The organism is Parahaliea mediterranea (assembly GCF_003402235.1).
Classification (GTDB): domain Bacteria; phylum Pseudomonadota; class Gammaproteobacteria; order Pseudomonadales; family Halieaceae; genus Parahaliea; species Parahaliea mediterranea.
Genome location: NZ_QEWO01000004.1, coordinates 538,807 through 560,134 on the forward strand (window position 1 = coordinate 538,807; position 21,328 = coordinate 560,134).

Below are 21,328 nucleotides of genomic sequence, written 5' to 3' on the forward strand. Positions count from 1 at the left end.
ATTGGTATTACCACTTTACCACCTTGCCAATATGCCCCCATTTCCCGGAAATGACAACCGTCTAAATCATGCGCCCCACACCCCTGTTGGCTCGCCGCTGTCAGAACCGCATGTCGGCCAGATAACGGAAGCTGCTGCGCGCGCTATCCATGGGCTGCTGCGGCTGGTCGTGCTCGACGAAAAAGTGAGACACGCCCGCCGCCACGGCGGCGCGGGTGAGGGCCGGGAAATCCAGTGTGCCGGCGCCCACATCGGCAAAGCCCCCGTCGGCCCCCATGTCCTTCATGTGGCAGCTGTTAAAACGCGCGCCGTAATCGCGCAGCAGGCGCTGGGGGTCCTGCCCAGCCTTGCTGGCCCAGAACAGATCCAGCTGAAAGCTGACGCTGTCCGGGTCGGTGTGTTGCAGCAGGTATTCGTAGGGCAGCACGCCGTTCACCGGCGAGAAGTCGAAGTCGTGATTGTGGTAGCCAAAGCGCATGCCGTGCTCGGCGCACAGCTTGCCGGCGGCGTTGAACAAGTCCGCCATGCGCGCCAGGCCCGCCTCGTCCGCCATTTCGGTGGGCGGCACCGCCGACAGCACAATGGCCTGGTACTGCATGGCCCGGGCCTCGGGCAGCATGGCCTTGAGGTTGCCGAGCAAGCGATCGGTGCCGCCGAGCTTGCGAAACAGGGCCATGGCCTCGTCCCTGGGCAGCTGGGTAATGTCCACCGGCAGTTCCGGCCTCAGGCGGCCAAAGGGGGCGCGCAGGCCCAGCTCATCCAGCAGCGCCCGCACCTCATCCGGCGGGCGGCCAAACAACCCGCCGGCGGTGGAGAACTCCACCTCGCGGTAGCCGATGGCGGCAACCGCCCGCAGGGTGCCCTCGAAGTCGGCGGCCATGGCGCTGTTAACGGTGTAGAGCTGCAGGCCAATGGCATCCAGCGACTGGCCGGCGGCCGTGGCCAAGCGCGGCGCGAGCAGCAAGCCCGCGGCGGCGGCGGAAGTGTGTAGAGCGGCCTGTAGAAACTGGCGTCGTTGCATGGTGGCGGTTCTCCGGGGCGTCGGTGGGGTGTTATGGCTTGTCATTGGCTGCCAGGGGCGGGCATCCACCCGCCATCGGCTTTGCCGGCAGCAGCACGCTCAGGTATCCCGTTCGGCCGGAATCTGCTGGCCATCGCGGTGGATGATCAGCTTGTTCACACTGCCATCGGGCTCGCTGACAAATTCGATCTGCACTGCCCCGTCCTCCGAGCGAATCTCAAACAGGTTGTCGTCCAGCTGGGTCAGCAAACCCTCCCCGCCCATGGTGGCCTCCATGTACAGGCCCTCGGGCTGCTCGCTGATGGCAATGGTGATGAAGCTCACCGAGTACTCGCCCACCAGTCGGCGGAACCCCCGGTCGACATAAACCGCGCGCAGTTCCGCCACGGTCCAGGGCTGCTGCCGCGCGGCGCTGTTTTCGCGGATGGCCGCGGCCTTGTCCGGGTCCACCGCAGAGGCGGCGTTGCCCCAGGCGCGCCGCAGGTAGGTCATCAGCCCAGCCAATACCGCGTCATCCAGCTGCGCCAGGTGGCCGTGGGGCGGCATAACGCCGTTGAAGGTCTCTCCTTTGACCTCCACCGGCCCGGTCAGGCCCTGCAGAATGATGCGCCCAAGCCACTCGGGCGGCCCGGTGACCCACTCGGCACCGGCCAGGGCCGGCGCCAGGCCGGGGACGCCCGCGCCGTCGGCGCCATGGCAGGCCGCGCAATGGGAGTAAAACGTTTCGCCCTGCGACATCAGCGCCTGCTGGGCCGGGGTCAACGGTTCGATACCCAGCGCCAGCGGGTCGCCGGGCCAGGTAAAGGCCCGGCGACCTAGCAGGCGCGCGGCGGCCAGCGCCTCGTCGACCTCGGCGCCGGTGTCAAACAACTCTGGCATGGCAGCCAGGCGCGCCGGCTCAAAGCCGGTGCGCAGGGTCAGGCCGCGCAGCGCTTCCTGCATCGCCACTTCCTGCCACGCATGGCGCTCTCCGGCACTGCCCAGCAGCGCCAGCAAATCCAGCAGGGCCGGGTTGGCCGGCTCGGTGGACGTAAGGTCGCCGCGCAGGTCGCGGTAGGCGTTGGCCGCCACAGCACCCAGCACTGCCGCCAACGGCTCTGAGTAGGTGGCAAAGGCGGGGTTGGCCAGCAGCTCCGGCAGGAAGGCCATTTCCTGGGTGCGCACGGCCCGCACCACGGCCTGGCGCACATACTCGCTACCCATCCCGCTCAACAGTTGCTGCTGCAGGCGCTGGCGCACGGCGGGCGCCCCGGCGTGCTGGCCCAGGGCCAGGGTGTACTGCATCTGCACCCGCTCCGGCACCTGGCCCGAATCATTGCCCAGCGCTTCACTCAGGCCCAGCAGGCTGTCTGCCAAGAGCAGCTGCGCGCCGGAGCGCAGGGCCTGCACCTGGCGCCAGGGATCGTTGATGGCCAGCACCTGCTGCACCAGCGCCGGGCTCAACTCGCCGCGCCCGGCCAGGGTCCACAGGGCATGGGTGGCGGCAATGCTGTTCTCACCGGTGGCCAACGCGGCCAGGCGCCCGGTCAGGTCGCCGCCACGGGCCAGCAGCAGGCGCTGGGCGGTGTCGCGCTGCCAGCCGTTGCCGCTGGCAAGCAGGGCCAGCAGGGTGTCATCGCTGGCCTGCGCCAGGTTAACCGGCTCCGCTGCGCGGCCGCCATCGCGATGCCGCACACGCCAGATGCGTCCCTTGCCCAGCGGTTTGTCCAGGTGGCGCAGCAGGATCTGCTCGCGCAACTCGTCGGTGAGGAAGTAGGTGTCCTGCACTATGCCGCGGTACATATCGATAATGTAGAGGGCGCCATCCGGCCCGTTCAGGGCATCCACCGGGCGAAAGCGCTCGTCGGTGGAACCCAGAAATTCCCGCTGCCCCCAGTCCGGGTCGTCGTACAGACGGTGCTCGGCGGCAAGCGCCATGCCCTGCTCGCTGACGCGCAGGTGGGCAACTACATTGGCGGCCACCTCCGGCACAAACACATCGTTGGCATATTCAGCGGGAAACTGGTCGCCGCGATACACCGCCAAACCGCTGACCCCGGTGGCCTTGTGCAGGCGGCCATCGGGGCGCAGGGTGCCCTCGAGATAGGCCCGGTTCACCCCGGGGTTGACCCGCACCGAGAACACCTCGCTGGGGTCGGTCAGGTTAACGCCAAGCCCGGCGTAGGTGACGCCGCTGTCGGCCTCCACCACGTCTTCCCCGGCGAACAGGTCGGCCTGCAGCCAAGTGGAGTTGTGGTTGTAGAACAGGCGGCCACGATCATCCTGCCCCATGCCCCACTGCCCGCGCTGGGGGCCGTGGCGCACCTCTAGCTTGCCATTGTCAAAGCGAAAGCTGCGGGCCGACTTGGCGTTGTAGAGCCAGTTGTCCAGGCCGGTGAACAGGCCGTTTTCCAGGTGTTCCACGTTGCCTTCGCCCAGATTGGGCGCGTAGTCCCCCACCCGGCGGCGGGCGCTGCAGTCGGCATCCGGGTTCGGCAGTTCACAGAGCCAGAGGTTGGGCGGCTCGCCGACCAGAATCCCCTGGTTGGTCACCGCCACGGCGCGGGGGTTGACCAGGCCGTCCAGAAAAACCTCGGAGCGATCCATGCGACCGTCGCCATCGTCATCGCTCAGGCGCACCACCTGCCCCACAGGCTCGTCGCTGCCGTTGCCGTAGACATCCGGCATGTAGCCGCGCATTTCCACCACGTAGAGCCGGCCGTATTCATCCCAGGCCATGGCCACCGGGTCTTCGATCAAGGGCTCGGCCGCCACCAGCTCGATCTCAAAGCCGGGGGCGATACGAAAGCGCTCCAGGGCCTGCTGCGGCGAGAGCACCGGCGCGGGTTCGGTGTCCAGGGTTTTGTAGGTGTCGTCGCGGCCCGCTTCACTGGCCTGGCCTGCACTGCTGTTATCCGAGGGCGCCGGCGCAGCTATAAACCACCAGCCGAGGGCCACGGCGGCAATGACAACAACAAGGGCGATGAGGAGTTTTTTCATGAATGGCCCAATAACAATGATTGAAGATGTAAGCGGTGACGAGGCGTTATGCGCCGCCAAAACTCAAGGTGGCCGCCAGCCGCGCGCTGCGCCCCGGGGCGGCAAAGCCCACGGCGCTCTGGTAGTCGTCGTCCAGCAGGTTGTCCAGGGCCAGCGCCAGTTCCAGCCAGGGCGCCGCCTGCCAGCCCAGGCGCCAGTCGAGCCGCTGCCGGCCCGCCAGTTCGCTGACAACGGTGGCGCCGGTGTGCATTGATGACGCCGGCACCGCGCTGTTCCACTGGTAATCCAGCCCGGTGTGCCAGCGCGGCAAAAAAGCCCAGTTCAGCCAGGCGCCGGCCTGCCATTCGGGGCGCCCCAGCAGGCGGGCATCCTCGCCGATGACATCGATGTCGGTGTAGGTGGCATGGGCCTGCAATGAAAGGCCAGTGGTTGCCTGCCAGGCCAGCTGCCATTCGCCGCCGCGGGTTTGCACTTCGCGCCGGTTGACGTTGGTGAAGGCCTCGGCGTCAAAGTCCACCAGGTTGCGGTAGCGGTTGCCAAAGGCGGTGGCGGTAACCTGCAGGCCATCCACCGGTTGCCACTGAAGCCCCGCGTCCCAGCCGCGGGCGGTTTCCGGTTGCAGGTCGGGGTTGCCCACCAGGCCGTGGCCAAGGGCAAAGAAACTCGGCAACTTAAAGCCCTCGCCCCAGTTGGCCAGCAGGTCCAGGGTCGGCAGCAACTGGTAGCGCGCCCCCAGGCGCAGGGTGGTCTCACTGTCGAAGCTGTCTGGCCTGTCGTGGCGCGCACTGCCTTGCAACAATAGCCGCGGTGCCAGCCGCGCGTGCACATCGGCGAACAGGCCGCGGGTCTGGCGCGACAGGGTGTAGTCGGTAGGCAGGGGGAAGCCGAGGTCCAGGTAACCGGTGGACTCCCCGGACTCGTCGCGGTAGTCGGCCCCCAGGTTGAGCTGGTAATCCGGCGCCAGTTGCAGGGTATTCACCCAGCTCAACTGACTGCGATCGAAATCAGTGCTGCTGCCATTGGGCGGCACTGCCAGGTAGGGCGCCACGCCAGGGGACTGGTAATCCTCCCGGTGGTCAAAGTAGTCCGCCGCCAAGCGGCTGCGCCAGCGCGGCGCGAGCTGGGCCTCCCAGGCAAGGCCGGCGGTGGTATCGCGGTAGTCGCTATCATCCAGCGCATCGCTGGCGGCGTACAGGGGGCCTCCGCTCTGCTCCGGATAGCTGCTGCGCTCGCCTTCCAGGTGGCGCAACTGGCCGCTGAGCCGGTGCTGCGGCGCCAGCTGCCAGCTGAGCCGCAGGTTGGCGCTGGCGGTGTCGCGGGTGCTGCCCGGCACCCGGCCATCGTCCTCGCGGGAGGCCAGGTCCAGGGCGATGCCAAGCTCACCCACCTGCACCCCGCTGGCCAGGTTGATATCGCGATAGCCCGACTCCCCCAACTCCGCCCGCAGAGTGGTCGCCCGTGGCTCCCGCGGGTTGGCGGAAATCAGGTTGATGACGCCGGCCAGCGCATCGGAGCCGTACACCGCCGACTGGGGCCCGCGCACCACTTCGATGCGCTCGATGCTGACGGCGCTGATATTGCCCACATCGTAACTGCCGCCGCGGGCATTGGTGGGGTCGTTTAGGGGAATACCATCCAGTAGGATCTGGGTAAAGTTGGCCTCGCCACCGCGCAGCGATACCGCCGTCAAGCCACCGCTGCCGCCCTGTTCCTCCACCAGCACACCGGGCACGGTGCGCAATACATCACCCAGCTGGCGCTTGTTCAGTTGCCGCAGCTGGGTGGCATCCAGCACGCTGGCAGACGCGGTAAAGTCCTGCGCCGCCAGCGGCGTGTAATTGCCTGTCACCAGTACCGTTTCCAGCGCAGAATCTAACGGAGCGGATTCGCCAGCGTGGATCACCCCCGACAGCGCCAGAGCCAGCAGGCCGATGTGGTGTGTTGCATGCTTGATCGTCATAGCAGTCCAGTTGTACGGTAAAAGTGCCCACTCAGGTGGTGCCCGATTCGGCCAGCGCCTGGGCCCGCAGGCTCAGTTCGGCGGCGGCGAAGGCGTGCGCCTGGGTCATCGCCTGCTCGCTGCGGTGCAGGCAGTCCAGGATGAGCTGGCCGAAAAACGGAAAGCCGCTGCGGTGCAGGCAATCCTCCACCTGCTCGCCTTCGGCGTTCACCAGGAACAGGCGGGAGGCCGGCGCTTCACCGGCCACGTCGAGGTATTTGCGCAGCTCAATGGTGCCCTCGGTGCCGGTAATGAAGGTGCGTCCATCGCCCCAGGTACGCAGGCCGCCGGGGGTGTACCAGTCGACACGGGCGTAGAACGAGGCGCCGTTGTCGCCGGTCATGGACATCTCGCCAAAATCCTCTAGGCCCGGCTTGTCGGGGTGGCTGAAGTTGGCCACCCGGGCAAAGTTGAGGGTTGCGCTGGCACAGCCGGCGTAGGTCAGGAACTGCTCCACCTGGTGGGAACCGATGTCGGTGAGAATGCCGCCGTAGCGCTGCTTGTCGAAAAACCAGTCCGGGCGCGTCTCCTTCGCCAGCCGGTGGGGCGCCAGGTTCAACACCTGCAGCACGCGGCCAACGGCGCCCTGGCGAATCAGCTCGCCGGCCCGCCAGGCGGCGTCGTTGTGCAGGCGCTCGGCGTAGTACACCGCGTATTTGCCGCCGGTTGCGGCCACCGCCTGGCGCACCTCGGCCAGTTGATCCAGGGAGGTAAAGGGTGATTTGTCGGTGAAATAATCCTTGCCGGCGCGCAGCACCCGCAGGCCGATCGCCGCACGCTCCGAGGGAACGGCCGCCGCCGCCACCAGGCGAATGGCCGGGTCGGCCAGAATGTCGTCGAAGCTCGCCACGGCCTTTACGCCGGGATAGGCCGCACAAAAGCGCTGCAGGCGCTGCGGGTCAGGGTCGTAAACAGCCTTCAGCGTGGCGCCGGCGTCGCGCAGGCCATTGACCTGGCCGTAGATGTGCCCGTGGTCCAGAAAGGCCGCGGCAAAGCAGAATTCGCCCTCGCCCACCACCTGTTCCGCCTTGCCGCTCGGCGCGTAGTTGGCGCCGTCTTTGATATCGCTCACGTCAATTCCCTATATCAGCCCGGTGGCCACGGCCGTGCTGTAGCAGACACTGGCCAGCACGGTAACAATGCACAGCACCATGGCACTGTTGTAAAACAGGGCCCGCGCGCCACGCGGGCGATCATCCCCGAGGTAGTCCTGGCGGTTGTTCAGCAGCAGCCAGCCAAGGTAGGCAATGGGCAGCAAAAAGCCGCAGATGGCCGAGGTGGGCAGCACCAGGTAGGCGCCAAGGGTAGACCACAGGAAGACCCCAAGCACCGCCGGCGTGGGCAGTAGCAGGGCAAGGCGATACTGGCGCGAGTGCGGCGCCCAGCCAAACAGGGCGGCGGCCGCCGCGCCGCAGCACAGCATGTGCATAACCAGCGAGCCCACCGCCATGCCAAGCACGCCACAGGCAAAAATCAGCCGCCCGGTGACCGGGTTGAGGCCGGCCTCCACAAACATGTTGGCCGCCTGGGCCGGGCTGAGCTTGCCCTGGATATCCAGCCCGCTGCCATAGAACGCCCCCGCTGCCGCAACGGCCATCAGGCTGGTCACCAGCACGTAGGGCAACACCAGCCCAATCACAATGTCGTAGCGCGCCAGTTCACGGTGCTCGCGCCCCCAGCCGCGCTCCAGCAGGGTATAGCCGTAAACAAAGGTCATGTTGATGCCCACCGCCGTGCCCAGCGCCGCCATCACCGTAGTCACGCCGGCGGCGTCGGTGGGCAGGGACGAGGGCACAAAACCCGCCGCCACCGCAGCCCAGTCCACCTGAGAGTCCAGGCTGGCGCTCACCACCACCCAGGCAAAGGCCAGCACAATGAGCGTGCTGAGCAGTTTGATGGCGGTCTCGAACACCTTCACCGGTCGCCCGCCAGCGCCATAGTTCCAGGCGGTAAAAGCGCACAGCATCCACACCCCGATCGCCAGCGCAAACAGATATAGCTCGCGGCCCGGCCCGTCGGCGGGGCGATAGCCGGTGGCCACCGAGACAATGTCCTCCAGCATGCCGGCGCTCAGCGGGTAGTGGGAAAAACCCCAGATCACGCTGGACGCCAGCGCCGCCACCGCCCACAGCCAGGCCAGCGCGGGGCTGACATGGCGGCGCATGGCGTCATAGGGGCGCTGGCCGGTGCTGAGGGTCTGGTGCGACAGGGCAAACAACATGATACAGCCGATCAACATCGACAGCGGTTGCACCCACAGCAGTTCGTAACCGTACACGGCGCCGATGGTGAGGGAGGTAATGGCGCTGCCGCCGCCGAGGGTCATCGCGCCCTGCAGCCAGCCCGGGCCGGACAGGCGCAGGTAGGTCGGCAGACGCGCCAGCGCCGGCTTTTGCGCCAGGTATTGCAGGGTCTGTTGTTCCTGGGTCAGTTCAGTCAAGGTCGGCTCCCCGTGGCCATTGCCGCGTTAGCGGTACGACTGGCTCATATCGATGTTGGCTTCGATATCCGCCTTCTGCCGCAGGCGGGAACTACCAATGCGCTCATCCAGCAGGCGCTGGTAGTGGCCGCTGTTCAGCGGCAGCGCAATCTCTGTGCCCTCCCAGGTAGACAGCAGCATGGCGTTGGCCAGTGCCAGGGCATCAAGGCCCTCGGCGGCATCGGCAATCAGCGCCTCGCCGCGGGTGATGGCGGCGCAGAAGTTGGCCAGCACCGTGGCGTGCTGGTTGGTGCTGCGCTGGGGCGTGATGTCGCGGGTGTGGCTGGCGGGCATGCCAAACATGTCCCGGGTGCTGCGGCTGTAGGCCGCCGTGCCCGGGTCGTTGTGCGTTTGCAGCAGGCGCTCGCCATCAAACAGCAGGCTGCCGCTATCACCCACAATCTCCAGGCGGTTGCAGCCGGGGGCCTCGCCGGTGGAGCCGACAAATACACCGCTGGCGCCGCCGGCAAACTCAAGGTAGGCCGTGGCCTCGTCTTCCACTTCAATGTCGTGGTATTTGCCAAAGTGGCAGAAAGCCCGCAGCCGCTCGGGCATGCCCACCAGCCACTGGAAAATATCAAGGTTGTGGATGCACTGGTTCAGCAGCAGGCCTCCGCCTTCGCCGCGCCAGGTGGCGCGCCAGTCGCTGACCTGGAAGTACACCTCCGGGCGAAACCAGTGGGTCATGGTCCAGCTGCAGCGCACCAGCGGGCCCAGTTCGCCGCGCTGCAGAATCTCCCGCATGGCCACAAACAGCGGGTCGGCGCGCTGGTTCAGCATCAGGGCGAACACCTGCCCCGGCTGGCGCAGGGCCAGCAACTGCTCACCCTCGGCCAGCGACAGGCCCAGGGGTTTTTCCATCATCACATGCAGGCCCGCGGCCAGGGCGTAGCGGCCGCCGGCCAGGTGCTCGAAGGTGGGGGTGGCAATCAGCACCGCGTCGCAGCCACCGGCGTCGATCAGCTCGCGGTAATCAGTGAAGTGCCGCACCCCCAGCTCGCTGGCCAGGGGGCTGGCGCTGCGGCTGCACAGCGCGGTAATTTCACAGCCGCTCACCAGGCCTTCGCGAACGTGCTGAATGTGCTGCCGGGCGATATTGCCGAGGCCAATCACCCCGAGACGAACCTTCCGCTGTGTTGTCATGATGTCCGGTTATCCTGTCATTATTCCCGGCTTGCCACTGCCGCCCGAGTGGGGCAAACTCAAAAGCACTGGCAAGGTGGTAAGGCCAATTTAGAGTGTCAGCTGGCTCTTCGGGTGTCAAGCTCGAAACGCCCCGCGCACTTAAGCAAGCCCCTTTTTTCAGGTGACTCTCAGGTAGGCAGTGTATGCAGGAAACATGGCGATGGTTTGGCCCGGATGACCCGGTCAGCCTGCGCAACATCAGGCAGGCGGGCGCCACCGGCGTGGTTACCTCCCTCCACCACATTCCCACCGGCGAGCCCTGGCCGCTGGCGGAGGTCCAGAAGCGCAAGCGCCTGATAGAAGACGCCGGGCTGCAGTGGGCGGTGGTGGAAAGCATCCCCCTGCACAACGACCTGAAAACCCGCAGCGGCAACCACCACCAGCTGCTGGAAAACTACCAGACATCCGTGCGCAACGTTGGCGCCGCCGGTGTTGAAGTGGTGTGCTACAACTTCATGCCGGTGGTGGACTGGACGCGCACCAACCTGTCCTACACCCTGCCCAACGCCAGCCAGGCGCTGCGCTTTGAAATGACCGACTTCGCCGCCTACGACGTGTGCATGCTGCAGCGCGAGGGCGCCGAAAACGACTACCCCCAGGCCCTGCTGGATCGGGCCCGCCAGCGCTTTGACGCCATGGGCGACACCGAGCGCGCGCTGTTGGAGAAAAACATCATCGCCGGCCTGCCGGGGGGCGAGGGTTCCTACGACCGCGAGGGCATTCGCCGCGCCATTGCCGAGTTCATTGCCCTGGGCACCGAGGGCATGCGCGACAACCTGCTGGCCTTTCTGCAGGCGGTCATCCCGGTGGCGGAGGAGGCCGGCGTGCGCATGTGCATCCACCCGGACGACCCGCCTTTCTCCCTGTTCGGCCTGCCCCGGGTGGTGTCCACGGCCGACGATGCCCGCAGACTGTTCAGCGCCGTGCCGAGCCGGCACAACGGCCTGACCCTGTGCGCCGGCTCCTTCGGCGCCCGCGCCGACAATGACCTGGTGGGCATTGCCCGGGAATTTGGCGAGCGCATCCACTTCGTTCACCTGCGCAATATCCGCCGCGAGGAAGACGGCTCCTTCTACGAGTCGGATCACCTGGACGGCGACAACGACATGGTGGGACTGATTGACGCCCTGCTCGACGAAGAGCAGCGCCGCGCCGGCGAGGGCCGGGCCGACCGCATTCCCATGCGCCCCGACCACGGCCACCTGATGGGTGACGAAATCGGCAGACCCGGCGTGAATCCGGGCTACTCCTACGGTGGCCGCCTGCGCGGACTGGCGGAATTGCGCGGGGTGATTCACGCCCTACAAACCCTGCGCCAGCGCGCCGGCCACTAACCGTGCCAGCCGGCACGGCCAGCGCCACACAATTGGCCTTACCAGTTTACCACCTGCATTGCATGCTTTATGCTTCTTGCAACATCGACGGGTTACCGATGCCTTGGCGCGGCAACCATGCAGGGCAGGCAAATATGAAAATCCAGACCGTCAAGGTACAGCGGCTGTACCTGCAGGTAGCCGACCAGTTGCGGGAGCTGATTCGCAAGGGCACCCCGCCCCCCGGCGAGCGGCTGCCTTCGGAGCGCGACCTGGCGGAGCAGTTCGGCGTTGGCCGGCCCACCATCCGCGAGGCCATGATCGCCCTGGAAATTGCCGGCCTGGTGCAGATTCGCTCTGGCTCCGGCGTGTACGTGCTGCGCCGGCCCGGTAAATCGCTGTCGGTAGCCAACGACCCCGGCCCCTTTGAGATCCTGGAGGCGCGGATGCTGTTCGAAGCGGAGGCCTGCGCCCTGGCCGCCGAGCGCATCAGCCCGGAACAGATCGCCACCCTGGACGCCCTGCTGCAAGACATGGAGCAGGAAAACCAGCGCGAGACCATGACCGAGGCGGCGGATGAAAAATTCCACTGCCTGATCGCCGAAGCCTGCGGCAACAGCGCCATTGGCGCCACTGTGCGCTGGCTGTGGCAGCTGCGCAACGAATCGGAAATCAGCACCCATTTTCACCAGCGGGTGCGCCAGGAAGGCAGCCGCCCCATCATTGACGACCACCGGCGCATTGTTGCCGCCCTGCGCCAGGGCAAGGCCAGCGCGGCGCGCAACGCCATGCGCAAGCACCTGCAGCGCGTGATCGACAACCTGCTCGCCAGCAGCCAGGGCTAGCCCGCCATGCAGCGCCTTGCCACCGCCACCCTGCCGGCCCTGTCACCCACCGTTACCCCCATTGCCTACAACCGCGATGCATTGCGCACCGGCATTGTGCACCTTGGCCCCGGCGCCTTTCACCGCGCCCACCAGGCGCTGTACACCGACCAGGCCATGGCACACAGTGGCGGCCACTGGGGCATCGTCGGCGCCAGCCTGCGCAGTACCACCGTGGCCGCCCAGCTCAACCCCCAGGACGGCCTGTACACCCTGCGCAGCGAAGCCGCAGGCGGCCGCCAGCTGCGCCTGGTGGGCGCCCTGCAACAGGTGCTGACCCTATCCCGCGAGCGCGAGCAGCTGAACACCCTGCTGGCCGCCCCCGCAACCCGCGTGGTCACCCTCACGGTCACGGAAAAGGGCTACTGCCTGGGGGCAGACGGCTGGTCGCTGGATGTGGCGCACCCCGACATCCAGCACGACCTGGCCCATCCCGCGCAGGCGCAATCGGCCATTGGCGTACTCGCCCACGGCCTGCACCTGCGCTTGCAACAGGGCGCCGCGCCGCTGACGGTGATCAGCTGTGACAACCTCTCGGAGAACAGCGCCCGGCTGGCGGCGGCACTGCGCGACTACCTGCAGCGCAGCTACCCCGAATGCCTGCCCTGGCTGGCCGAGGCGGTGCGCTTCCCGTGTTCCATGGTGGACCGGATAGTGCCGGCGCTCAGCGCCGAGGCGCTGGATGAGCAGGCGCGGCTGATCGGCCTGCGGGACGAGGCCGCCGTGGTCACCGAAGGCTTCAGCCAATGGATTATCGAAGACACCTTTGCCGCCGCCGTGCCCGACTGGGCCGGCGCCGGCGCCCTGCTGGTGCAGGACATCCGCCCCTACGAATCACTGAAACTGGGGCTTTTGAACGCCAGCCACTCGGCCATTGCCTACATCGGGCTGCTGCTCGACAAGGAAACCGTCGCCGACGTAGTGACCGATGTAGCGGGCGACGCGCCGCTGCGCAGCTACCTGGAAAGATTGATGGCCGAGGCGCTGATACCCGCCCTCACCACGCCCGAGGGCTTTGATGTACAAGCCTACGCGGCGGCCCTGCTGCAGCGCTTTGCCAACCCCGGCCTGCGCCACCGCTGCGCCCAGATCGCCATGGACGGCACCGAAAAAATTCGCCAGCGCTGGCTGCCCGCCCTGGCGGCTCCGGCGAATAACCATGACCTGCTGCTCAGGGCCCTGGCCGCCTGGTGCGCCGTTATATTGCACAGCGACCTGTCCATCGACGACCCGCGCCAGGCACAGTTGCTGGCCATCCGCGCCAGCGACGAAGACGACATCGAGCGCCTGACCCGCCTGCTCGCCACCCTCGGTATTGATGCCACGGCAACACCCGCCTGGCAGCAGCGGCTGGGAACACTGCACCGACATTGCCAGGCCATTCACAATGGCAAACTGCGGGAAGTGCTGGCCGCCTGATGCACCGGGCAGCCTAAACGCGGCTTCGCCGCGCGCCGGCGGTTAACGCCACGTTATGGATTTGACCGCGAATGCCAATATCCCGGACGTCGGGCATGATGGGCTAAGGCAACCACTACAATCGCGCCGTGCGCTTCTATCGTAATCAGTGAGAATGGAAATTTGTGAAGGATCAGCTTCTTGGCGCCCAGCTGCGCTGCCTGCCCAAGCACCGGCGTTAATGGCGCATTGGGTTCCGTCAACAGAACCAATGCATGTTCAAAGGCTTCAATAAGTCGACTTCCCAGCCCTGGTTGCTCGCGTTCATACCACGCAGCCGCCTGTTCCAGCTCTCGCGCTGCCTCGGCGTGAATTTTTACCGCTGGCATCAGGTGCGCTGAATTCTCGCCCGCGCTCGTGCCAGCACCTCATCCGCATCGAGCAACGTGGCTGAGCCGTTGTTTATTTCATTGATTCTTCGGCATATTTCTGTGTCCCAAGCTGCGGCCACCTCACTGTCTGCCGGTCCATCAAGGCTGGCCACCAGGTCGCTGGCTAACTGCGCACGTTCAGCCTCCGTCAGTTCCAGCGCAGCTGTACGTATACTTTCAAGCTCAGCAGTATTCATGGCGGGCCCACCATCTGTCATCAACCAACAAATGTTGCATCAGCCTCCCATCCATAACAAGGCCATTAACTTAGCGCCTATCGGCACCGGACAAACTACGCCGTATGCCGGTTGCCGATTCAAGCAGTCCAGTAAACCACACCAAAGCAAAAAGGGCGCCGCGGCGCCCTTGTCGTTCAACAGCGGTTGCCAGCTAGAGCAGCAGCCAGGCCGCTGCGGCCGCCGCCACAACCAGGGCCGCTGCCACGGCAATCCACAGGGTCTTGCCACCCGCGCCACCCGCAGCTGCGCCGCCACCGGTTTTGCCACCCGCTTTGCCAGCGGCGGCGCTGCCTGCTGCGGATGCAGCCTTGCCCGCGCCACCGGCCTGCGCGCCGGCGGCTGCGCGAAAGACGAGGGTAGCCACCCCCAGGCGAATTTCGTCGCCGTCTGCCAGGTAGGCGGTCAGGCGCTTCTCGCCGTTCACAAAAATGCCGTTGGCAGACACCAGGTTCACCAGTCGCCAGCGGCCGTCCTGATGAATCAGCTGGGCGTGGCGGGCCGATACGCTGGGCTCGGCAATGGGCACTTCGCAATTGGGGTCGCGGCCGATTTCCCACACATCGGGCTCTGTGCCGTCACCCAGTTGCAGTTCCAGCGCTTCGCCACCTTCGCCGGTCACCGACACCAGGATGAGGTGGGGCAGGTCCGAGGCCCGCTCCATCTGCAGCGGCGATGTCTCCGCCTCGGCAATGGCGTCGAGCGATAGCACACGGGTGCTGTCGCTGGTGCCGGAATCGATCCAGCTGCCGGGCAGGTCGGCGGGGTTGGGGGGCGGCGCCGGTTTCGGTTCAGGGGCCGGTTCTGGCTTGGGTGCAGGCGCGGGCTCAGGAGCAGGCGCGGGTTCCGGCGCGGCCTCGGCCGCCTCGGGTATCGAGACCACGGTGGCATCGGCATCGACCCCGCCCACCACGGTGGCGTCCATATCGGCGGCAGCGCCGCCACTCAGCACCACCACAAAGGTGTGCTTGTCGAAGCTGAGGCTGTCACCATCCCGCAGGGTGGTCTCGCCGCTGGAGGTCTGGCCGTTGACCTGGGTGCCATTGGCCGACCCGAGATCTTCCACGGTGAGGCTCTCGCCCTTCACCCGCAGCACGGCGTGCGTGCGCGACACCCGGGGGTCGTCGATGGTGATTTCACAGTCAGCGGAGCGGCCGACCCGCTGCTCGCCCTCGAGCGCGAAACGGCTGCCATCCGCCGCTAGCAGTTCTGCACTGAACTCAGACATGATTCTATTCCCTACTCAACCGGCGGCAATTATGCCGAGGCTGTATACCACACTTCCCGCCACCAACACTGCCGCAACCACCCAGAAAATAGTGCGATTGCGGCGCTGGTCACGCTCCCGCTGCATGGCCTCCCGCGCAGCGGCGATCTCGGTGGCGGACATCATCTGGGTGGACTCGGGCTGGCTCGGGTTGGGGGTGGTGGCCCCTCCCCCCTTGCGCGCCACAACCCGGCGCACCGCTGGTATCGGCGCCGGCACGGCGTCATCCTGCACCGCTTCCAGTTCCGGCAGGCCGCTGTATTCGCCACTGGCCGGGTCAAAGGTCCACAGTACCTCCGGCTCCAGCAAATCCGCCTGCGAGCTGGCGGCCACCCCCGGCAGTACAATCACGGTGATGTTGTCTCTGCCACCGGCTTGAACAGCGGTTTCGACCAGCGCGTCGCAGCGCGCTTCCAGCGAGCGATCGGAGCCCAGTATTTCGCTCAGCACCGCGCTGTCCAGCACGTCCGACAAACCGTCGCTGCACAGCACCAGCACCTGGCCCGGCGCCAGGCGGCCGCAGTTGATGCCCACTTCGAGTTTGTTGTCTTCCTGCAGGCCAATGGCCTGCACGATCACGTTTTTGCGCGGATGGTTGCGGGCCTGGGCCAGGGTGATCTGGCCCTTGGCCAGCAGGGCCTGTACGTAGGAGTGATCGCGCGTCAGCAGCTTGAGCTGGCCGTCCCACAGATAGGCGCGGCTGTCGCCGACCCAGGCCAGTTCGTAATCGCCCTCGGAAAAGCGCGCCACCACCACGGTGGACGCCATGCCGGCCTTGCCGCGCCCCTGAGCGACGGCCGCCATCACCTCGCGGTTGGCGGTGCGGATGCCGTCTTCGATGGAGCGGCCAGCGGCTACTTCGCGCTGGATAACCTCACAGGTAATGGCACTGGCCACCTCACCCGCCTGGTGGCCACCAACACCGTCGGCAACAATGGCCAGCGACAGGGAACCATCCAGCAGGTAGGCGTCTTCATTATGATTGCGCTGCCCCACATGCGTGGCACCGCTTCCTTCTGCTACCACCTCCAATGCGCTCACAAGCCCCCCAATACCTGGTTAGCCCGCACCGCAAATTGTTGCGGCACGAAGGTATTCTCATCTTCCACGGACTTGAACCATGCGTCCAGTAAAGATTCCAGTTGGTCGGCATCACCGATGGAGATGGCGAGGGTTTCCACCGCAAGGAAGACCTGCTCGGCGGCGGTAAAGTGGCGGAAGCGGCCGGCCGCGGCGCGCTGCAGCAGGCCCGCGCGCAACCGCCGCATATCGTCGGCGCCGTAGCTGCCGGCGCTGACCTGTCGGGCAATGGGGTCGAGCCTGGCGGCCAGCGACTTGGCCTGGGTAACCACTGCGCCGCGACTGTTGAGTGAGGCCTGGTGCAATTGCTGGATGCCGCTGCGCAGGGTGGCCGCATCGCCGCTGCCCAGCACATCCAGCACTTCCGCCAGCACCAACAGGCTGGCGTCGTTCAGGCGCACGGTGCCAGGCGGGGTGCCCTCCGGGCTCCAGCGCAAATCGTTCATCGGGTGGTGGCAGGCGTGACACTGATAGAAGGACAGCTCGGGCATCAGGCTCTGCTGGGTAAACCAGTCCTCCTGCAACAGCTCCAGGGTCTGCTGGCCGGTCACCGCCAGGCCCGCCAGCCACATGTTCACCGAGGCAATCGCCGGCTTGCGCTCGCGGTAGTCGGCATCCACTTCGTAGTGCGCCGGCTGGTTGACGGTGAAGGTCTCCAGCTCAAAGGCCAGCCGCGGATGGCCGGCGCCCATGATCTGGTGGGTGGCGAATTTGTCTTTGGTGCCCAGGTGGCAGGACAGGCACAGGCGCGCCCGCTCCAGCGGCTGCTCGGTGGGGTACATGCCCTTGGCGAGGTTGTCGGCGTGGGAGGTGCCCGCCTCGGCGTGGGACTCCAGCCACTGCCCGGCGCCACCGTGGCAGGCCTCGCAGCCGACGCCGTCGGAAATCTGGAAGCGCCGGCCGCGAGCCTCGGTAGCCACGTTGTCGGCGTGGCAGTCCAGGCAGATTTTGGCGCCGGCGGCGCTGGGCAGGCCCAGCTTGCGGGCAATGGCTTCGCTCTGCTCGGTCTGCAGGGTGCGGTAGGCCCGGCTGTGGTAGTCGTTGCGCAGCCAGATACGGTACTCATTCAGCCACACCGGGGCGCTTTCATCTTCGCTCACCTTGCCGTGACACACACTGGTAGCGCAGCTGGCCACCCCTTCATGGGGGTTGGCGCCGGTTTCCGGCAGCGGCGCAGCCAGGCTCGCCGCCGACAGACACAGCATCACCAGCAGACCGGCAAAACGCCGGCCCCGAAGGACGTTGAACGCTTGCCTCATTGCCCCGCGGTCTCCTTGTTCGCCGGCTTGTTCTCGACAAACCAGGGCTCGCCGTTCTCATCCAGGTAGAGTTTGCGCAGTTCCTCGTAGTTCAGCGGCCGCGAACCCAGGCGTCCGAATACCGCCACCTGGCCGCCGGTCTCGTCCACACCGCGGTCGCGCTCCAGCGGGCGGCTGAGGGACAGGGCCGGCGAGGCCGTGGGATAGCGCGCAATCAGCACCGGGCGCGGCTCGGGGCTGAAGCCGTAAAACTTGGGCTGGCTGTCGGGCGCGGTGAGCTGGATGACCTTGAGCCCCTCGCGCCCGTCGGCCACGTAGGCAAACAGGGAGGCGTTGGTGCTGGCCACAGTCACATCCCGCGCATCGGACACCCCATCGGTGAAGCGAATCAGCTGGCGCAGGCGCTCGGGGTTGGTGATGTCCACAATCACCAGGCCCTCGCTGCCAGAGGCCACATAGGCGTAGGTGCGCGCCAGGTGCAGGCGGTGGGCCTGGGTGAGCGGCAGGGTGTTGTTGGCGGTCAGGCGCGGCGCGGTCGGGTCGGTGATGTCCACCACCTTGAGGCCGTCGGCGTCGGTCACAAACAGGTAGCGGAACTGCTGGGCCACCGAGTGGCCGCGGTTCAGCGGCAGGGTCGCCTCCACCCTCGGTTGCAGGGGGGTATCGATGTTCAGCACCACCAGGCCGCGATCGGCAATGACATAGGCGTACTTGCCGCCAATGGTCATGTGCCGGGCGCCGGTCAGCACGCCGCCTTCGTTCCAGGTCAGCGCCCGCTCCAGCTGGTTGTTGCGCGGCTCCCCGTCACTCAGGGTATCCACGTCCACCAGGATCAGGCCCTCCTGGGCGTCGGTGATGTAGGCGTAGTTGTACAGCGGGTGGAAGGGCTGCTCTTCGTTGATCACCCGCATCAGCTCACCCTCGTTGCGCGAGGGCTGGATGGGCTGGGTGGTGGGCAGCACCACGCAGGTGGCGTTGGCGCTCTCCACCTGGGTGTCGTGGCCCAGCGGGCTGAAGGGCGCGGTGATGATGCGCTGGGAAATCCCCTTGTTGGAGATGCTGGCAATGTCGTAAACCTGCATGCCGCGCTCGCCCTCGGCCACAAACAGGTATTCGCCGCGCATCTGCAGGCAGTTGGCCGGGCCGGAGCCGTGGGCGTGGCCGGTGTCCGCCGCCAGTACCCGGTCGTTGTCCAGGTGCTGCTGGTAGAAGTCCGGGTAGGCGTACTTCTGCAGGTAGCTGCCGCGCACCGCCTGGGGCTCCTCCCACTCGGTGACTTCCACCGCGTTGATATGCTCGGTGCCACCGATGTAGGCAAAGTGGCCGAGGAAGTCCAGGAAGTCGCCACCGAACATCATCAGGGTGGCGATGATGGCGTTGTTGTCGTTGTTTTTCGACAGGTGACAGTCTTCGCAGTCCTTGGTTTCGGTTTTGCGCACGGTGTGCGGGAAGTGCGGGTTGAAGGCCTGCGAGCTGTAGCCACTGGCCGCAATCGGCGGCTGCTGGATGTAGATACGCTCGCGGTTGGCATTGGTGGACGACAACACCAGCGCCGAGGTGGAGCGCACCGGTGCGTACTTGCCGCCCTTGGCGGTTTCGCGCTTGCCCAGCAGGAAGGTCTGGTCGCGGGCCACCTGGGGGTTGTAGGTGGCGAAGTTGCGCGACTCGCCGCCCTCGTAGTGATGGCGCTCGGTTTTGTTGTTGGCCTCGATGGGCAGGTGGCAGCCGCCACAACTGGTGGTCCAGGAGGTGTGGCAGGTGTAGCACTCCATTTCCTCGTAGGAGTGCGCCAGGTTCTCGCTGGCCACCTCGGTGCCCCACTCCTGGGTTTCGGTGTTGCTGCTCATCAGCTTGGCGCGGGCGGCCTTCTCGTTGTAGTGCGGGTTACCCGGGGTCACGGCGTCCTTGACCAGGCTCACCTCCCACTCCAGTTCCGGGTCCAGCACCGAGCGCTGGATGAGCTTGTCGCCAATCCATTCGAAGCGCTTCTGGCCGTCGGGGTTGCGAATGGCGCCGAGGTCAGTGCCGCCGTCCAGCGCCGCCGGGCCAGAGGTAAACAGGTTGGGGTAGGCCTTGGCGGTGCCGTGGCAGTCCTTGCAGTCGATCTCCACCGCCGCCGCCACTTCGCCGTACAGGTGGCCGTTGCCGTGGTTGTCCTGGCCGTAGTGGCAGTCCACGCAGTGCATGCCCACATCCATGTGGATGGAAGACATATGCACGGCCTTCTGGAATTTCTCCGGGTCGTCGTCGGCAACCACATCGCCCTCGGCGTCCAGCAGGTTGCCCTTGCGGTCACGCTTGAAGATGGCGCGGAAGTTCCAGCCGTGGCCGTGGTAGTCGGCGAACTGGGTGTCCTTGAGCTTGGGGTTCATCTCCGAGACGGTCTTCAGGAACTCCACATCCGCCCACTTGCCCCGGGGCGCAGCACCTTCTGGGTTGCGATCCAGCACCTCAAAGCGCTCGCTGTCGGTGGGGTACACCTGCTCCTCGGGCCACATGAAGGGCGCGTCGGATTCGTAGTCCCACATGGTGTAGCCCATGTAGGTATTGATGAACATGTTGGGCTGGTGCATGTGGCAGACCATGCACTGGCTGGTGGGAATGGCGCGGGTAAATTCGTGCTTGAGCGGGTGGCCGCTCTCGCCCCGGGGAATGGTCGGGTCCGCGGTCTGGGTTTCGCCGGTGTGGCCGAATTGGGCGTACAGGGCCGAGTGGTCCGGGTCCCGGTCGTTGGCATACACCACGTGGCAGGACGCGCAGCCGGACTGGCGGTAATCCCCGGGCTGGTCGTTGGTGCCCATAAACCAGGTGTGGGGGTCGTTCAGGCGGGTCTTGGTGATGTTGATCACCGGCACCGAAATGCGCGCGCCGGTGCCCGGGCCGCGATTGGACTGGCGGAAGTCGGGCCGCCCGGGCTCCTCCAGGCGCTGCAACTGGCCCAGGGCGTTGGGCAGGCCAGTCTCCGGGAACAGGTTGGAAATATTGCGCCCGCCGCGCTCGAACACACGGAAGATGTCGCCCGGCTTCAGGGTTTCCCAGGCCGGCAGCGGGTAGAGGGTTTCGATAATGCCCATCTTCACCATTTCCGCCGTGGGCTTGACCGGGCCGGGGATGGCCGCCGGCTCGCCCTCGCGGGTGTAGCCCTCGCCGAGAATGTAGCGCTTGAGCGGCAATATGCCGTTGTTGTAGGCCGCCCCGCCCCAGAGCATGGCGGAGGTGGCCATCAGGCTGCGCTTGGCGGCCTCGATGATCGGCTGGTGGCAGGCGCCGCAGGCCTCCTCGACAATGCGGTAATCCGAGGGGTTCATAAAGCGCACAAACTCCGGGCTCTCCTTGTTGAGCAGGGTGTAGGTGCGCTCGGGGTTGGCGCTGGACGGATAGTGCCAGGACTCGGGATACAGCGGCAGCACGTGGGCCTGCTCCATGGCGGCCAGGTAGCCGGCATCGGCCAGGCTTTGCGTGCCAGATGGCTTGTTAACAGTGGCGTCGCCCCCGTGGCAATCGGTGCAGCCAAGCTTCACCGCCGGGTTGGCGTGCATGGTTTTCTGGTCGGTGGCGGTGTGGCAGGTCACGCAGCCATCGGTTTTGGCGGCCATCGCCTCTGCGGTCTGGCTCGCCGGCGCCGGAGGCGCGGTGACATGGTTGCGCTCTATCGGTTTTTCACCAGAGGCGCTCAGGCTATAGCTGACCGGCAGGGCCAGTAGCACAGCCCCCATCGCCAGCGCCCAGCTGTGCATCAGCGACCAGCGTTGCAACCATTGCGGCCTTCTCGGGCTTGTCTTGCGTTCCATCGTCGG

The 21,328-nt window shown here is 66.3% G+C and carries 15 protein-coding genes; 3 read left to right on the forward strand and 12 right to left on the reverse strand.

Features of this window, described 5'->3' with window-relative positions; genetic code table 11:
* Positions 1–100: 100 nt before the first annotated feature.
* The 6 genes from DDZ17_RS14680 to DDZ17_RS14705 all read right to left on the reverse strand — a co-directional run bounded on the left by DDZ17_RS14680 (position 101) and on the right by DDZ17_RS14705 (position 9,621).
* Entirely contained in the window at positions 101–1,021 is a 921-nt protein-coding gene (locus tag DDZ17_RS14680) for a sugar phosphate isomerase/epimerase family protein (RefSeq protein WP_157976663.1), read from the reverse strand.
* A gap of 99 nt (positions 1,022–1,120) precedes the next feature.
* On the reverse strand, positions 1,121–4,000 hold the full coding sequence (locus tag DDZ17_RS14685; protein WP_116367702.1) for a DUF7133 domain-containing protein: 2,880 nt from the start codon (positions 3,998–4,000) through the stop codon (positions 1,121–1,123).
* 46 nt (positions 4,001–4,046) lie between these two features.
* Positions 4,047–5,960, reverse strand: a complete 1,914-nt coding sequence (locus DDZ17_RS14690; RefSeq protein WP_116367703.1) for a TonB-dependent receptor plug domain-containing protein — start codon at positions 5,958–5,960, stop codon at positions 4,047–4,049.
* A 31-nt stretch (positions 5,961–5,991) separates the two neighbouring features.
* Positions 5,992–7,071 (reverse strand): Gfo/Idh/MocA family protein, encoded by a 1,080-nt coding sequence (locus DDZ17_RS14695; protein WP_116367704.1) that lies wholly within the window; start codon positions 7,069–7,071, stop codon positions 5,992–5,994.
* 9 nt (positions 7,072–7,080) lie between these two features.
* Positions 7,081–8,439 (reverse strand): divalent metal cation transporter, encoded by a 1,359-nt coding sequence (locus DDZ17_RS14700; protein WP_241505903.1) that lies wholly within the window; start codon positions 8,437–8,439, stop codon positions 7,081–7,083.
* A gap of 27 nt (positions 8,440–8,466) precedes the next feature.
* The gene (locus DDZ17_RS14705; RefSeq protein ID WP_116367705.1) at positions 8,467–9,621 is read right to left on the reverse strand and encodes a Gfo/Idh/MocA family protein; all 1,155 of its coding nucleotides are present in this window, start codon (positions 9,619–9,621) and stop codon (positions 8,467–8,469) included.
* A 185-nt stretch (positions 9,622–9,806) separates the two neighbouring features.
* Here DDZ17_RS14705 and uxuA point away from each other — a divergent pair, with 185 nt between their 5' ends.
* The 3 genes from uxuA to DDZ17_RS14720 all read left to right on the forward strand — a co-directional run bounded on the left by uxuA (position 9,807) and on the right by DDZ17_RS14720 (position 13,279).
* The gene (gene uxuA, locus DDZ17_RS14710; RefSeq protein ID WP_116367706.1) at positions 9,807–10,997 is read left to right on the forward strand and encodes a mannonate dehydratase; all 1,191 of its coding nucleotides are present in this window, start codon (positions 9,807–9,809) and stop codon (positions 10,995–10,997) included.
* 134 nt (positions 10,998–11,131) lie between these two features.
* Complete coding sequence (locus tag DDZ17_RS14715; RefSeq protein WP_116367707.1) at positions 11,132–11,821, forward strand: FadR/GntR family transcriptional regulator; 690 nt, start codon at positions 11,132–11,134, stop codon at positions 11,819–11,821.
* Between the two features lie 6 nt (positions 11,822–11,827).
* Positions 11,828–13,279 (forward strand): mannitol dehydrogenase family protein, encoded by a 1,452-nt coding sequence (locus DDZ17_RS14720; RefSeq protein ID WP_116367708.1) that lies wholly within the window; start codon positions 11,828–11,830, stop codon positions 13,277–13,279.
* 53 nt (positions 13,280–13,332) lie between these two features.
* On the opposite strand, the gene DDZ17_RS14725 is transcribed toward DDZ17_RS14720, so the two are convergent.
* The 6 genes from DDZ17_RS14725 to DDZ17_RS14750 all read right to left on the reverse strand — a co-directional run bounded on the left by DDZ17_RS14725 (position 13,333) and on the right by DDZ17_RS14750 (position 21,322).
* Positions 13,333–13,647, reverse strand: a complete 315-nt coding sequence (locus tag DDZ17_RS14725; RefSeq protein ID WP_116367709.1) for a type II toxin-antitoxin system RelE/ParE family toxin — start codon at positions 13,645–13,647, stop codon at positions 13,333–13,335.
* Positions 13,647–13,886 carry an addiction module protein gene (locus DDZ17_RS14730; protein ID WP_116367761.1) on the reverse strand — a complete coding sequence of 80 codons (240 nt, stop codon included), beginning with the start codon at positions 13,884–13,886 and terminating at the stop codon, positions 13,647–13,649. Before DDZ17_RS14730 ends, DDZ17_RS14725 begins: the two co-directional genes overlap by 1 nt.
* 193 nt (positions 13,887–14,079) lie before the next feature.
* A complete protein-coding gene (locus tag DDZ17_RS14735) occupies positions 14,080–15,153 on the reverse strand; it encodes an FHA domain-containing protein (protein ID WP_116367710.1) in 1,074 nt (357 codons plus the stop codon).
* 15 nt (positions 15,154–15,168) lie between these two features.
* The gene (locus tag DDZ17_RS14740; RefSeq protein WP_157976664.1) at positions 15,169–16,188 is read right to left on the reverse strand and encodes a protein phosphatase 2C domain-containing protein; all 1,020 of its coding nucleotides are present in this window, start codon (positions 16,186–16,188) and stop codon (positions 15,169–15,171) included.
* A 41-nt stretch (positions 16,189–16,229) separates the two neighbouring features.
* Positions 16,230–17,531, reverse strand: a complete 1,302-nt coding sequence (locus DDZ17_RS14745; RefSeq protein WP_116367712.1) for a multiheme c-type cytochrome — start codon at positions 17,529–17,531, stop codon at positions 16,230–16,232.
* Complete coding sequence (locus DDZ17_RS14750) at positions 17,528–21,322, reverse strand: LVIVD repeat-containing protein (protein ID WP_241505904.1); 3,795 nt, start codon at positions 21,320–21,322, stop codon at positions 17,528–17,530. The genes DDZ17_RS14745 and DDZ17_RS14750 overlap by 4 nt, the downstream gene beginning before the upstream one ends.
* Positions 21,323–21,328 lie beyond the last annotated feature (6 nt).